The following is a 14574-nucleotide window of genomic DNA, read 5'->3' as shown; positions in this document are numbered from 1 at the left end:
CCCGAACCACTTCCGAGCGAGGAGGCCATGCGTACACCCCGTAGGACCACCGCAGCCGGCGCCCAGCCGCCGTCACCGCCCCCCGTGCGCGGCCGCCGCGCCCACGCCGGACCCCCGGCCGACGAAGGCCCGGCAGAGCCCCCGGCCGCGGCGGCGGACGTTCCACCCGGGCCCGCGGAGCGCTGGCGCGTCCGGCCACGCACCGTCCGCGCCAAGATCGTCTGCCTGTTGATGGTGCCGGTCGTCTCGCTGCTGGCCCTGTGGGCCCACGCCACCGTCAGCACCGCGCAGGACGTCTCCAGACTGCGTCAGCTGCAGCGCGTCGACTCCGAGATCAGGTCGCCCGTCGCGGCCGCCGTCGCCGCCCTCCAGGCCGAACGTGCGGCCGCGGTACGCCATGCGACCCGCCCGTCCGCCGACCGGAGCGGTTACCGCAAGCTCGCGGAAGCCACGGACCGGGCGGTGGCGCGGCTGCGGCTCGGCGACCACCACACCGTCGCCGACAGCGAGGAACTCCCCGCCGGAGTCGCCCGGCGACTGGAGGCCTTCGTCTCCGGCGCCGAGCAACTGAGCTCCGTACGGACCGCCGTTCTCGACCGGCGCTCGGACTGGGACGAGACGTACGGGCGGTACACGAAGACCATCGCGACCGCGTTCTCGGTGGGCGGCGCGCTCACCGGCATCCAGGACGCCGAGCTCGGCTCCGACGCGCGCGTGCTGCTCGAATTCGCTCGCGCGGGGGAGGCGTTGGCCCAGGAGGACGTGCTGCTGGACAGCGCTCGCCTCGCCAGGCGCCTCGACGGAGAGCGGCTGCGGCTGTTCAGCGGCGCCGTGGGTACCCGCCGTGCCCTCACCGAGTCCACCGCCGACCTGAGCGGCCCGGAACGCGCAGCCTGGCGGCGCGTGGGCGGCGACGGCGCCTATGAGACCCTGGCCGCCGTCGAGGACAAGGTGCTCGTCACGGCTCCAGGCGTACGGGCGATCGACGCGGCGGCGGAAGCCAGCTGGAGCAAGGCGCACGCACGCGTGCAGGCCGGAATGCGGACGATCGAGCAGGACGTCGGGCGCGGCGTCGCGGATCGCGCCGACCCCTTCACCCGCGGCCTGCTCACCCCGGCCGGTGCCGCCGTCCTCTTCGGCCTCGCCGCGGTCGCCGCCTCCCTCGTGATCTCCGTACGCATCGGCCGCGGCCTCGTCATCGAGCTGGTGAGCCTGCGCAACACCGCTCTGGAGATCGCCCGGCGCAAACTCCCCGAGGCGATGCGGAAGCTGCGCTCCGGCGAGGAGATCGACATCCAGGCCGAGGCCCCGCCCGGGCCGCCCGCCGAGGACGAGACCGGGCAGGTCGGCGAAGCCCTGAGCACCGTCCACCGCGCCGCGCTGAGGGCCGCCGTGGAGCGCGCCGAGCTCGCCAGCGGCATCTCCGGCGTCTTCGTCAACCTCGCCCGCCGCAGCCAGGCCCTCGTGCACCGCCAGCTGAGCCTGCTGGACAGCATGGAACGGCGCTCCGAGGACCCGAACGAACTCAGCGACCTCTTCCGGCTCGACCACCTGACCACCCGCATGCGACGCCACGCCGAGAGCCTGATCATCCTCTCCGGAGCGGCACCCGGCCGCGCCTGGCGGATGCCGGTCTCCCTGACCGATGTGGTCCGCGCGGCCGTCTCCGAAATCGAGGACTACGCGCGCGTGGAGGTACGACAACTCCCCGAGGCGTCGGTCCTCGGCGCCGCCGTCGCCGACCTCACCCACCTGCTGGCCGAGCTCGTCGAGAACGCCGCCCAGTTCTCGCCTCCCCACACGCGCGTGCGCATCACCGGCGAGCCCGTGGGCAACGGCTATGCCGTCGAGGTCGAGGACCGTGGCCTCGGCATGGGCAAGGAGACCCTGGCCGAGGCCAACCGGCGCATCGAGCAGTCGGAGGCGCTCGACCTGTTCGACAGCGACCGGCTCGGCCTCTTCGTGGTCAGCAGGCTCGCGTCCCGGCACGGCATCAAGGTGCATCTGCGGACCTCGCCCTACGGCGGCACCACCGCGGTCGTCCTGCTGCCCACGGCCCTGTTGCACAGCGCCACGGCGGAACGTTCCCCCGGCCAGCCGGCGGACAACGAGGGGCCGGCCGAACGCGAGTACGCGCGCGTGCCCGTCGCCGACCGGCGTCAGGAGTCCCTCTACGCTGCAGCCGATTGGCGCAAGGAATCCCTCCACGCGGCAGCCGATCTACGCCAGGGGTCCGTCCACGCGGCACCCGACCGGCGCCAGGCGTCCCTCCACGCGGCAGCCGACCCCCGCCAGGAGTCCGTCCACGCGGCAGCCGACCGTCCCGCGCTGGTGGCCCCCGCACCGGCAGGCCCGGGTGATCCCGCGGTGGGCCCCACGACCGACACCTCACCCGGAGTCACCACCTTGCGACTGCACCGTCCCCCGGACGACTCCGAAGCCTCCGACGACCTCCCGCGCCGCGTACGGCAGGCGAGTCTCGCACCCCAACTGCGCGCCGGACGCCCCGAGGATCCGGCGGGGACGACCGTCCCCCGCGACGACGAGCGGCGCACCCCCGAACTCGTCAGGGACCGCATGGCGGCCTACCGCGACGGCTGGACGCGCGGCGGCGGCAGGCAGCCCGGCCGCGGAGCCGTTTCCGATTCCACAGTGCGCAGTGACAGCAGCGAAGGAGACCCCGCATGATCCAGGATCCGAGCATGAGGGCCGGCATGGGAGTCCCCCCGCTCGAGCGAAGCCGAGAGTGGGGGAGGTCCGGCGAACTCGACTGGCTGCTGGACGACTTGGTGCTGCGGGTGAGCGAGGTGCGGCACGCCGTGGTGCTCTCCAACGACGGACTCGCGGTGGGCGCGTCCACCGACCTCCGACGAGAGGACGCCGAGCACCTCGCCGCGGTCGCCTCCGGCTTCCACAGCCTGGCCAAGGGCGCGGGCCGGCACTTCGGCGCCGGCGGGGTGCGTCAGACCATGGTCGAGATGGACGACGCCTTCCTGTTCGTGGCCGCCGCGGGCGACGGCTCCTGTCTCGCGGTCCTCACCGCCGTGACCGCCGACATCGGACTGGTGGCCTACGAGATGGCACGGCTGGTCAAACGCGTCGGAGAGCACCTCCACACGCCGACGCGCGCCGCCGCGCGGCCACCCGCCGCGGGATGAGCCGGAAAGGCGGTCCGCGTACATGACCAAGGAGACGACGGGCGCCGGCGCCCCGCGCGAGCCGGGCAGCCAGTGGTACGACAGAGAGGCCGGGCCCCTCGTCCGCCCGTACGCCATGACCGGCGGACGCACCAGGCCCGGCCCCACCGGGGTGCGCTTCGACCTGATCGCCCTCGTCACGCTGGACTCCGCCGCGCCCGGAGCCGACGACGACACCGCACTCGGGCCGGAACACCGGGCCCTCGTCGAGCTGTGCCGTACGGAGACCCAGTCGGTCGCGGAACTCGCCGCGGGCGCCGATCTGCCCGTGGGGGTCGTCAGAGTGCTCCTCGGTGACCTCCTGGAACTGGGCTGCGTCACCGTCAGCCGTCCGGTACCGCCCGCGCAACTTCCTGACGAGCGCATTCTGCGCGAGGTGATCGAAGGATTGCGGGCGCTGTAGATGACGCTTCAGAACCGGCCAAAAGCGGTCCGATCCCACGAAGGGGACCCGCAGTTGTCATGATGCTGACTTCGCACACCGACGTCGACCGATGCCGGCACTCCCGAGAGAAGTGATCGATGCAATCCGAGCACTCCGACGCCTCCGGTGGCGAGACGGCCGCCCTGGCGTTGAAGATACTTGTCGCCGGCGGATTCGGCGTGGGCAAGACCACCCTGGTGGGCGCGGTCAGCGAGATCAGGCCGCTGCGCACCGAGGAACTGCTCAGCGAGGCCGGCCAGTTGGTCGACGACACCGGCGGTGTGGACCAGAAGGTCACCACGACCGTCGCCATGGACTTCGGGCGCATCACCATTCGGTCCGGCCTGTCCCTCTACCTGTTCGGCACGCCGGGTCAGGACCGCTTCTGGTTCCTGTGGGACGAGTTGTCGCAGGGAGCCCTGGGCGCGGTGGTCCTCGCGGACACCCGGCGCCTGGAGGACTGCTTCCCCGCGGTGGACTACTTCGAGCACCGGCACATCCCGTTCGTCGTGGCCGTCAACTGCTTCGCGGGCGCCCGGACGTACGGCGCCCACGACGTCTCACGCGCCCTGGACCTGGACCGGGGAACGCCCGTGGTGCTGTGCGACGCGCGGGACCGCGACTCGGGGAAGGAGGTGCTCATCCGACTCGTCGAGTACGCCGGGCGGATGCACACCGCCCGGCTTCTCGACTCGGTGAGCTGACCGGTTTCAGCCCGTCGGCCTCAGGTGCCGACCGGCGTTCGGACCGCTGTCAGCGTTCGGACCACTGTCAGTCCGAGACGGCCTTCTGTGCCAGTACCTTGTCGATCTTGACGCGGACGAGGAGTTCCCCCGGGACACCGTTGCGGGCCCCGAACTCCTCCGCGCGCTCTTCGCCCATGTACCGCGCCCCGATTCGACCGGCCCAGTGCCTGAGTTCCTCGAGCTCCTCCGAAATCCGGGCGCTGCCCTGCAGTATCACGAACGCGTACGGGGGCTGGTCATCGTCCACGCACAGCGCCACACGGCCGTCACGGGCCAGATTGCGGCCCTTCACGCTCGACTTGCCGGTGTTGAACACCACCTCGTCGCCGTCGAGCACGAACCAGATCGGTGCCACATGCGGACTCCCGTCGGCTCGTACGGTCGACAGCTTTCCGGTGCGAGTGCCGTGCGAGACGAACGCCCGCCATTCCTCATCGGTCATCTTCTTCGCCATGCCCCCATCCTCCTTGCCTGCGGGCCGGATTGTCGTGAAGGGTGGCCAAGAGACCCTCCGGTGCAGGGGGAGACATCTACACGGGGAGACCGGATCATGGCGCAGAACCAGGGACTTGGCTGGCTGCTGGACGACCTGACCGAGCGCGTCGATCATGTGCGGCACGCGTTGGTGCTGTCCAACGACGGTCTGGTGACGGGTGCGAGCACGGGACTGCGGCGCGAGGACGCCGAGCACCTCGCGGCCGTGTCGTCCGGGCTGCACAGCCTGGCCAAGGGCTCGGGACGGCACTTCCGCGCGGGCAGAGTGCGTCAGACGATGGTGGAGTTCGACGACGCCGTGTTGTTCGTCACCGCGGCGGGCACCGGCAGCTGTCTGTGCGTGCTCAGCGGCGCGGAAGCCGACATCGGGCAGATCGCCTACGAGATGACCCTGCTCGTCAACCGAGTCGGCGAGCACCTCGACGTGGACGCCCGCCAGCCCGAGCGGGCTCCGAACACAGACCTCTGACCTGCTGATTCGTCGGCCCCCGGCAAGTTATCCACAGGCTCGCCACGAGATCCGCCCGACCGGCTACGGTTTCTGTCACGGCGAGCGCACACAGCGTGAGCGACAACTGACTCCACGGGGGAGACCGACCATGTCAGGCGACACCATCACCCAACCCCACCACCCCTCCTGCGCGCCGAGTCGAGCGGCTCGGGAACTGGGGCTCAAGCGAGGCGAGTTGGACCTCGCCGTCCATCTCGGGCTCATCCGCACCGTGCCCGACGAGGGAGGCGGGGGCAGGCGAGTCCTCCGCTCCGAGATCGAACGAATGAGCTCGGAGGCCGGGTTCCCCGACACGTTGCGGGAGCGGGTGAAGGTTGCGGGCACGACGCAGGGCGCGGACCTCATGCACGTGTCCGCCGGCAGGTTCACGCGCCTGGCACGCCTGGGCCTGGTCGTGCCGGTGAAGTGGTACCTCAACCGCTACCGAGCCGTTGTCTGGCTCTATCTGGCCGAGGAGCTGAAGCAGGTCGCCGCCGACGAGAACAACGCCCCACTGCTGAACGCCCGTCGTATGCCCGAGGCGCTGCGCGCCATGCTGGACACCGGCGTGGATCTGCGGCCGCGGAACTGGCGCGGACGCCACCGGGGCTTCCTGCTGCGACTGGCCGAGGACCCGTGGGAGAGCGCCGGCGCACTGGCCGCCTTCCTCGATCCCGTTCACATCGCGGAAATCGTCCCCGACCCCTATGAACGCTCCCATCTCAACCGCTTCCGGCCGGGGCCGCCGACGTCCGGCGCACCGGGTTCGCCCTCCGCGCACCTCGCCGAGAGGCTCATGACGGCGGACGACCCGGACGAGATCAGTCTGCTGCGCGCCGATCTGACGGCAGTCCTGGAAGAAGCGCGCGACAGGCGGCCGGCGCCCCGTCCCGCGACGCGTCGAGTCCCGGCCCCGGCACATCCGGTGCTACCCGGTCCAGCCCGGCCCGAGGAGTCGGAACCGCCACGCGGCCTGCTGAGCTGGCTGCGGCGCAGAGCGCGAGGAGGGGCATGTTGAAGGAGGAGGGGCATGTTGAAGAGAGAGGCGTCTTGACCCGATGGACGATCGGGTCCCGGCCCTCGCCTGCGCCCCGGCCCCCTATCGGGCTATCAGCGCTTTTGCCGCAGAGGCCCCTGAACGAGGCTCGAAGCATCGACCCCGCTTGCAGGAGGCAATCATGCGCATGCGCTCAGTTCTCGCCGCAGTCACCCTCACCGCAGCCATCCTCATCGGGGGCACCGGCACGGCCGCTGCCCAGTCACAACCCCTGACCAACGGACGCTGTCTCGTCGACAGCCTCCTCAGCAATGCCGTTATCGGCCTCATCCTTCCCCTGCCCAGCCCTGATCCGCAGCTCGAGGCTGTCGACCCCTGCAACACGATCGTCAACAACGGCAGCCTCCAGTAGCTGTAGCCGGGCTTCCGCACCCTGGCCCTCATGGGGCCAGGGAGTCGACCAACCTGACGCCCAGCCACCTCACCGCCCACCAGACCGTTCCCGACGCGGTGGCCGACGCCTGCGGCGAAGCGCCACCAGAAGCGGGCAGCCGAGCCCGAGCACCTCTGTTGGCAACGTGAGAACAGATGTGATCAACACGAGCGCGGTCGACTCGTACTCGAAGGGCGCCGGCTGTCTGCTGTCGTCGCTCCGCATGGACCTGTACGACTGCCGCGGACCACGAAAAAGGCGCCAGCCTTCCTACCTCGCCCCCGGCCCACCGACCTGGGCATGGGGCGTCACATGATTGCCGGACAGGTCCTATCAGATGCGGAAGGTCGGATTCGGCAGGATGGTGGACGTATGGATCGAGCCATCGAGCCCACGGAACTGACTGCCGCTGCCGCGCCAGAGCGGCTCGGCGAGTATCTGGCCGGGCTGGCCCCGCCCCACACACACCACGACCACGGTCCAGCGAAGACCGTCCGTACGACGGAGTTCGAGGGGCACCGGATCGTGGTCACGACCACGTACGAGGTCACCGTGGACGGAAAGCCGTTGAACGTACAACTCCACGTGGACGACGACGGCACACTGTCCTGCCACGGTCTGCCCAGCTACCAGTTCGCCTCGGCGCTGGACAGCATCCGGGCTCTGATCGCCAACTTCCCCGAGGACTTCGAGGGAGGCGAATGAGATGGCGGTAGTCCGCAAGAACATCCTGACCGACGCGACCGCGCGGGACGACTACGTCCGCGGTGTGGGCCTGCTGAAGCGGGAGCCGAGTGGGCACACCACCGCGGAGCTCGGCATCCCGGGACCGACCAACCCGGTCAGCACCTACGACCTGTTCGTGGTCTGGCACATCCGGGCGATGATGAAGCCAGTTCCGCCGAGCGGGGACCACCGAGTGCGGAACGCGGCCCACCGTGGGCCGATCTTCCTGCCCTGGCATCGGGTGATGCTCGCCGCCCTGGAGGCGAACCTGCAACGGGTGCTCCAGAAACCGCAGTTCGCGCTGCCGTACTGGGACTGGGCGGCTGACGGGGAGCTCGGCGCGCCGGCCGGTGCGAAAATCTGGAAGGACACGTACATGGGCGGACAGGGCGACCCCGTCGCCGATGGCCCCTTCCGCTACGACCCGGCCGATCCGGACACATTCACCATCCGCCTGCGCAGTGACAGCAACGGAAAAATCCTGCAGACCGAACGCGGACTGAGGAGGATCTTCGGGCAGGGCCCGCCGATCGGCTCGCCGACCATGCCGACCAGCACGGAGCAGAAAGAGGCCCTCGCCTTCGATCCAGGTACCGCCGATCCGGTGGACCGGTACGACAGCTCCCCCTTCCACGTCTCCTCGGAAGGGTTCCGCAGCCGGCTCGAAGGCTTCGCGCCGCGGAACAACAAGCCCCATCTGCACAACCAGGTCCACATGTGGGTGGGAGGTGACATGGGGCCCGCCCACTCGCCCAACGACCCGGTGTTCTTCCTGCACCACTGCAACGTGGACCGGATCTGGGAGGGCTGGATGGACCGCTACGGCCGCCTCTACGCGCCCGACATGAGCTTCCCCGCGGCCGTCTACGAGGGGCACCGGATCGACGATCCGATCGTCTCTCCGCTCGGCCCCAGCGCCACGCCGCGGAAGGTCATGGACATGTCCACCTTGTACGTGTACGACGTGAAGCCCTAGGTGTGCATCTGCCGGAGCTGCCCGTCCCGCTTCCCCACCTCTTCACTGCGCACTGACCCCGTGGACGCCTGTATCGACACCGCCGCGGAGGCTGCCTCGTTGAGGCATCGATCTGCCGAGAACTACAGCCCTTTGGGCATGTGGTCGGTCCAGTTCAGGTCGTACATCGCGGCCGGCGGGCGCGTCGTCGCCGTAGGCCCGAACGTCCTGTGGTCCCTGGGTTCGCCTTCGCGGAGGCGCTGATCCATGTAGTGGATGGCGATGGCGGCGTCCATCGTGCAGAGCAGGCGGACTGGCTCGGCAACTGCCTCACCCGCAGTTGAGACGATCCTGCGGTGACAGGTGTGATCACGGCGTCGGAGCCCGTGTCCCCGCCGCTGAGGGGGCCGAGAGACCTCGCAGCATCCGGCCCCCCGGCGAGCCACGCGCGGGCCCCGAGCTGACCCGGCGGAGCGGTAATAGGCCCAGTTCAGCCCAGCCGGCGGAAGAGTCCTTCCTGTACGACGGACACGACCAGTCGGCCCTCGCGGTCGTAGATCCGGCCGCGTGCCAGGCCGCGGCCGCTCACGGCGATCGGGGACTCCTGGTCGTACAGCAGCCATTCGTCCGCTCGGAACGGCCGGTGGAACCACATGGCGTGGTCCAGTGACGCCATGTCGAAGCCCCGGGGGCCCCACAGGGGTTCGACCGGGATGCGGACGGCGTCCAGGAGGGTCATGTCGCTGGCGTAGGTCAGGGCGCAGGTGTGCACCAGCGGGTCGTCGCCCAGGGGCCCGACCGCTCGCATCCACACCGCGCTGCGCGGTTCGGCGCCCTTGACCTCCTCTTCGGTCCAGCGGAGCCGGTCCACATAGCGGATGTCGAAGGGCTGGCGGCGGGCCATCCGCTCCAACTGCTCGGGCAGCGTGCCCAGATGCTCCCGGATCTCGTCGGTGACCGTCGGCAGCGACTCCGGGTCGGGGACCTTGCGGGCCGGCGGCAGCTGGTGCTCGAAGCTCCCTTCCTCAGGCTTGTGGAAGGAGGCGGTGAGATTGAAGATCGTGCGGCCCTGCTGCACGGCGGTGACCCGGCGGGTGGTGAACGACCTGCCGTCCCGGACCCGCTCGACCTGGTACACGATCGGCACGCCCGGCTGCCCCGGGCGCAGGAAGTACGCGTGCAGCGAGTGCACCGGGCGGTCGCCGTCCGTGGTGCGCCCGGCGGCGACCAGCGCCTGGCCCGCCACCTGGCCGCCGAAGACCCGCTGCAGTGACTCCTGCGGGCTGCGGCCACGGAAGATGTTGACCTCGATCTGCTCCAGGTCGAGCAGGTCGACGAGCCTCTCGGCCGGGTTCGTCGTCATGGGTGGGATTCTCCTGTGCTCACAGCTGGCCTACGTCGGTGACGCGGACCACCGCGCGGCCCTCCGCGTCGGAGGCGGCGAGGTCGATCTCCGCGCTGATGCCCCAGTCGTGGTCGCCGTTCGGGTCGTCGAAGATCTGGCGGACGCGCCACAGACGGTTCGCCGGCTCCTCATCGATCACCAGCAGCTTGGGCCCGCGGGCGTTGGGTCCGGTGCCGAGGTCCTCGTACTCGTCCCAGTACTTGTCCATCGCCTCGCCCCACGCCTCGGCGTCCCAGCCGGACTCGGCGTCCATCTCACCCAACTCCTCGACCTGGTCGAGGGCGGCGAGCTCGACACGGCGGAACATGGCGTTGCGGACGAGGACGCGGAAGGCGCGTGCGTTGGTGGTGACGGGCTTGACCTCGTCGGCCTTCTCCTGGGCCTCCTCGGCGGTCATCTCCTCCGGGTTGGCGAGCTGTTCCCACTCGTCGAGCAGGCTGGAGTCGACCTGGCGCACCGTTTCGCCGAGCCACTCGATCAGATCCTGCAGGTCCTCGGACTTGAGGTCGTCCGGGATGTTGTGGTCGAGGGCCTTGTAGGCGCTGGCGAGGTAGCGCAGCACGATGCCCTCGGTGCGGGCCAGCTCGTAGAAGGACACCAATTCCGTGAAGGACATGGCCCGCTCGTACATGTCCCGGATGACGGACTTCGGCGACAGCGGGTGGTCGCCGACCCAGGGGTGGCTCTTGCGGTAGGTGTTGTACGCGTGGAAGAGCAGCTCCTCCAGGGGCTTCGGGTAGGTGATGTCCTGGAGGCGCTCCATGCGCTCCTCGTACTCGACGCCGTCCGCCTTCATCGCGGCGACGGCCTCGCCCTTGGCCTTGTTCTGCTGGGCGACGAGGATCTGCCGGGGGTCGTCCAGCGTGGACTCGACGACGGACACCATGTCCAGCGCGTAGGACGGCGACTCGGGGTCGAGCAGCTCGAACGCGGCCAGCGCGAAGGTGGACAGCGGCTGGTTGAGCGCGAAGTCCTGCTGGAGGTCGACGGTGAGACGGACGATGCGGCCGCTGGCGTCCGGCTCGTCGAGCTTCTCGACGATGCCGCCGTCCAGCAGCGAGCGGTAGATAGCGATCGCGCGCCGGATGTGCCGCAGCTGCTGCTTGCGCGGCTCGTGGTTGTCCTCCAGCAGATGGCGCATCGCCTCGAAGGCGTTGCCGGGCCGGGCGATCACCGACAGGAGCATGGTGTGGGTCACCCGGAAGCGGGACGTCAGCGGCTCCGGTTCGGAGGCGATGAGTTTCTCGAAGGTGTTCTCCGTCCAGCCGACGAAACCCTCGGGCGCCTTCTTGCGGACGACCTTCCGGCGCTTCTTCGGGTCGTCACCGGCCTTGGCGAGTGCCTTCTCGTTCTCGATGACGTGCTCGGGTGCCTGCGCCACGACGTAGCCCGCCGTGTCGAAGCCCGCCCTCCCGGCGCGGCCGGCGATCTGGTGGAACTCGCGGGCGCGCAGGGTCCGCACACGGCTGCCGTCGTACTTGGTGAGGGCCGTGAACAGCACCGTGCGGATGGGCACGTTGACGCCCACCCCGAGCGTGTCGGTGCCGCAGATGACCTTCAGCAGGCCGGCCTGCGCGAGCTTCTCCACCAGACGCCGGTACTTGGGCAGCATGCCGGCGTGATGGACCCCGATGCCGTGCCGCACATAACGGGAGAGGTTGCGGCCGAACTTGGTGGTGAAGCGGAAGTTGCCGATCAGCTCGGCGATCTGGTCCTTCTCCTCGCGCGAGCACATGTTGATGCTCATCAGCGCCTGCGCCCGCTCGACGGCCTGCGCCTGCGTGAAGTGCACGATGTAGACCGGTGCCTGCTTGGTGTCCAGCAGCTCGGTCAGCGTCTCGGTGAGCGGGGACAGCCGGTAGTCGTAGGAGAGCGGCACCGGACGGGTCGCCGAGCGCACCACCGAGGTCGGGCGGCCGGTGCGCCGGGTGAGGTCCTTCTCGAACATCGAGACGTCACCGAGCGTCGCCGACATCAGGATGAACTGTGCCTGGGGCAGCTCCAGGATGGGGATCTGCCAGGCCCAGCCGCGGTCCGCCTCCGCGTAGAAGTGGAACTCGTCCATCACGACCTGGCCGACGTCCGCCTGCTTGCCGTCGCGCAGCGCGATCGACGCCAGTACCTCGGCGGTGCAGCAGATGACGGGGGCGTCGGCGTTGACGGACGCGTCGCCGGTCAGCATGCCGACGTTCTCGGTGCCGAAGAGCTTGCACAGCTCGAAGAACTTCTCCGAGACCAGCGCCTTGATCGGAGCGGTGTAGAAGGTGACCTCGTCCCGGGCCAGCGCGGCGAAGTGGGCGCCCGCGGCGATCATGCTCTTGCCGGAGCCGGTGGGCGTCGACACGATCACGTTCGCCCCGGAGACCACCTCGATCAGCGCCTCCTCCTGGTGGGGGTAGAGAGTGAGACCTCGCTCCTCGGCCCACGACTCGAAGGCTTCGTAGAGGGCGTCGGGGTCGGCGGTCGGCGGCAGCTGATCGATGAGGGTCACCCACCCATCTTGCCTGCCCTCCACCCCCATAGGGGAATCGGCTGCAGGTACGAAGATCGCGAACGCTACGCTGTGTCGCCGGCGACAGGTCAACGAACCCGGTCAACTGGACAGCGGCACACGAGGAATGGGGCGGGCAACACCGATGATGGGACCAGCACACTCACTGTCGGGCGCCGCCGCCTGGCTGGGCGTCGGAGCGGCCGCCGCGGCAGCCGGGCACGGAATGCCCTGGCCCGTCCTGCTGTCCGGCGCTCTGATCTGCGCCGGTGCCGCGCTCGCCCCGGACCTCGACCACAAGGCGGCCACGATCTCCCGGGCCTTCGGGCCGCTCTCGCGCTGGCTGTGCGAGATCGTCGACAAGCTGTCGTACGCCGTCTACAAGGCGACGAAGAAGCAGGGCGACCCGCGTCGCTCCGGCGGACACCGCACCCTCACGCACACCTGGCTGTGGGCCGTCATGATCGGCGGGGGCGCCTCGGTCCTGGCGATCACCGGCGGACGCTGGGCGGTGCTGGCGATCCTGTTCGCGCACATGGTCCTGGCCATCGAGGGCCTGCTGTGGCGGGCGACCCGGGGCTCCAGCAGCGACGTCCTGGTGTGGCTGCTGGCGGCGACCAGCGCGTGGATCCTCGCGGGCGTGCTGGACAAGCCGGGCAACGGCTCGGACTGGCTGTTCACGGCGCCGGGCCAGGAGTACCTGTGGCTGGGGCTGCCGATTGTGCTGGGCGCGCTGGTGCACGACATCGGGGACGCGCTGACGGTCTCCGGCTGCCCGATACTCTGGCCGATACCCCTGGGCAACAAGCGCTGGTACCCGGTGGGCCCGCCGAAGGCCATGCGTTTCCGGGCGGGCAGCTGGGTCGAGCTCAAGGTGCTGATGCCGGCGTTCATGCTGCTCGGGGGAGTGGGCTGTGCGGCGGCGCTGAACGTCATCTGACAACGTCATCCATCTGACAACGTCATCCGAGAACGTCATCCGAGAACGTCATCCGAGGGGCGGCCATCAGCCGCCCTGACCACCCCCGCCGCCGTAGCGCCGCTCGAATGCGGCGACCCGGCCCTCCGAGTCGACCGTGCGTGCCTTGCCCGCGTAGAAGGGGTGGCTCTCCGAGGAGATCTCCACGTCCACGACCGGGTAGGTCCGGCCGTCGTCCCACTCGATGGTCTGGTCGCTGGTCGTGGTGGACCGGGTCAGGAAGGCGTAACCGGCGGCCCGGTCGCGGAAGACGACGGGGTGGTAGTCGGGGTGCGTGTCCTGCTGCATGCCTGCTCCTCGTACGGCGCCGGTGTACGGCATGGGTGGTCTCGCCGCCGGCCTGGCCGGGACAGCGGGGTCAGCCCGACAGGGCGTCCTCGTCGACGATGTGCATGGCGGCCTCCTCGGCCGAGGCCGCCGCGCCGTCGATGCCCACGTCCGTGGCGACCAGGGCGCTCTCCTCGTCCTCGTGGGCGCCTTCGTCGGGGGCCACGAGCCGGCCGGAGCGCATGGCGCCGACCTCGTTGTCCAGCAGCTCGCCGTCGACGTCGTGGTCGCCGATGCCGTCGCCGTCCGGCACGGCGAGATCCGGCTGCTCCTCGGCGAGCCGCTGGTCCAGCGTCTCACCCGCCTGGCGCTCGGCCGCCGTCACCCCGACGTGCTCCACCGCCCACGGTCTCTCCGGAGGGGACCAGCCCCGGTCCAGGGGATCGTCCACACCGTCGTACTCCAGGGTGTCCTCCGCGTCGAGCAGCCCCGTGTCCTCCCGCTGATCGGATGCGTCGGGCTGATAGACGTCGTCTCCCCATCCGTCGGCGCTGTTCACGGGTACCTCCAGGTGGTGGGGACGGGCCCGTCTCACCGCGGTCGGTGGCCGGGCCGCCGCGGCACGGGGCACAGGCTGCCCCCCGGGGCGAACCGCGTCGTCCCGGGCGCTCCCCGAACCGGTGCCGCTTTCCAGCCTTCCACCCCTTTTCGCCCCCGCGCAACGGCACGGAGGCGTGGACACATCCCGGTTGCGAGGGCCGCCCGCGTCCCCGTCCCACCGGGCCCTCGGCCCGGGGCGGGCCACGCCCTCTTGCGTGTGGCCCCGAGGCAGGCCGCGCCCTCCCACGTGGGGCGGGGTCCCACCCCCGCCGCGCAGCCGACGCGGGTGCAGGCGGCGTACGGTCGAAGGGGCGCGCTACTCCAGGCGGTCGAGGACGTGAGCGTCGAGGCCGAACGGCACACCGGGCA

General features: G+C 70.3%; 15 protein-coding genes. 10 read left to right on the top strand and 5 right to left on the bottom strand.

The features are described from left to right. Positions 1-27 precede the first annotated feature (27 nt). From AQI70_RS30205 to AQI70_RS30190, 4 genes are all read left to right on the top strand, one after another. Positions 28-2688: a sensor histidine kinase gene (locus AQI70_RS30205; RefSeq protein ID WP_062155637.1), complete on the top strand. Its 2661-nt coding sequence runs from the start codon at positions 28-30 to the stop codon at positions 2686-2688. After that, positions 2685-3158: a roadblock/LC7 domain-containing protein gene (locus AQI70_RS30200; RefSeq protein WP_062155636.1), complete on the top strand. Its 474-nt coding sequence runs from the start codon at positions 2685-2687 to the stop codon at positions 3156-3158. Before AQI70_RS30205 ends, AQI70_RS30200 begins: the two co-directional genes overlap by 4 nt. Before the next feature lie 22 nt (positions 3159-3180). Further along, on the top strand, positions 3181-3600 hold the full coding sequence (locus AQI70_RS30195; protein WP_062155635.1) for a DUF742 domain-containing protein: 420 nt from the start codon (positions 3181-3183) through the stop codon (positions 3598-3600). 119 nt (positions 3601-3719) lie between these two features. Then, positions 3720-4325 (top strand): GTP-binding protein, encoded by a 606-nt coding sequence (locus tag AQI70_RS30190; RefSeq protein WP_062155634.1) that lies wholly within the window; start codon positions 3720-3722, stop codon positions 4323-4325. A 67-nt stretch (positions 4326-4392) separates the two neighbouring features. Here the strand turns inward: AQI70_RS30190 and AQI70_RS30185 are convergent, their stop codons facing one another. Beyond that, positions 4393-4821, bottom strand: a complete 429-nt coding sequence (locus AQI70_RS30185) for a PPOX class F420-dependent oxidoreductase (protein WP_062155633.1) — start codon at positions 4819-4821, stop codon at positions 4393-4395. A 96-nt stretch (positions 4822-4917) separates the two neighbouring features. On the opposite strand from AQI70_RS30185, the gene AQI70_RS30180 reads away from it, so the two are divergent. From AQI70_RS30180 to AQI70_RS30160, 5 genes are all read left to right on the top strand, one after another. Beyond that, positions 4918-5331: a roadblock/LC7 domain-containing protein gene (locus AQI70_RS30180; protein WP_062155632.1), complete on the top strand. Its 414-nt coding sequence runs from the start codon at positions 4918-4920 to the stop codon at positions 5329-5331. A 130-nt stretch (positions 5332-5461) separates the two neighbouring features. Next, positions 5462-6370 (top strand): DUF6397 family protein, encoded by a 909-nt coding sequence (locus AQI70_RS30175; RefSeq protein WP_062155631.1) that lies wholly within the window; start codon positions 5462-5464, stop codon positions 6368-6370. A 160-nt stretch (positions 6371-6530) separates the two neighbouring features. After that, positions 6531-6761: a hypothetical protein gene (locus tag AQI70_RS30170; protein WP_062155630.1), complete on the top strand. Its 231-nt coding sequence runs from the start codon at positions 6531-6533 to the stop codon at positions 6759-6761. Between the two features lie 393 nt (positions 6762-7154). Further along, positions 7155-7487, top strand: a complete 333-nt coding sequence (locus AQI70_RS30165; RefSeq protein ID WP_062155629.1) for a hypothetical protein — start codon at positions 7155-7157, stop codon at positions 7485-7487. 1 nt (position 7488) lies between these two features. Then, positions 7489-8484 (top strand): tyrosinase family protein, encoded by a 996-nt coding sequence (locus AQI70_RS30160; protein ID WP_062155628.1) that lies wholly within the window; start codon positions 7489-7491, stop codon positions 8482-8484. Between the two features lie 469 nt (positions 8485-8953). Here the strand turns inward: AQI70_RS30160 and AQI70_RS30155 are convergent, their stop codons facing one another. Beyond that, positions 8954-9826 carry an acyl-CoA thioesterase gene (locus AQI70_RS30155; protein ID WP_062155627.1) on the bottom strand — a complete coding sequence of 291 codons (873 nt, stop codon included), beginning with the start codon at positions 9824-9826 and terminating at the stop codon, positions 8954-8956. Between the two features lie 19 nt (positions 9827-9845). Beyond that, entirely contained in the window at positions 9846-12359 is a 2514-nt protein-coding gene (locus AQI70_RS30150) for a DEAD/DEAH box helicase (protein ID WP_062155626.1), read from the bottom strand. Between the two features lie 145 nt (positions 12360-12504). On the opposite strand from AQI70_RS30150, the gene AQI70_RS30145 reads away from it, so the two are divergent. Then, positions 12505-13299 carry a metal-dependent hydrolase gene (locus tag AQI70_RS30145; protein WP_004003055.1) on the top strand — a complete coding sequence of 265 codons (795 nt, stop codon included), beginning with the start codon at positions 12505-12507 and terminating at the stop codon, positions 13297-13299. A gap of 66 nt (positions 13300-13365) precedes the next feature. Here AQI70_RS30145 and AQI70_RS30140 read toward each other — a convergent pair whose 3' ends face one another. Next, complete coding sequence (locus AQI70_RS30140; RefSeq protein WP_062155625.1) at positions 13366-13626, bottom strand: type B 50S ribosomal protein L31; 261 nt, start codon at positions 13624-13626, stop codon at positions 13366-13368. A gap of 70 nt (positions 13627-13696) precedes the next feature. Continuing rightward, positions 13697-14164 (bottom strand): DUF5709 domain-containing protein, encoded by a 468-nt coding sequence (locus tag AQI70_RS30135; protein WP_062155624.1) that lies wholly within the window; start codon positions 14162-14164, stop codon positions 13697-13699. Between the last annotated feature and the right edge of the window lie 410 nt (positions 14165-14574).

Origin of the sequence: Streptomyces curacoi (assembly GCF_001513975.1) — a bacterium.
Lineage (GTDB): Bacteria > Actinomycetota > Actinomycetes > Streptomycetales > Streptomycetaceae > Streptomyces > Streptomyces curacoi.
This window is presented reverse-complemented; position numbering and strand designations above follow the sequence as displayed.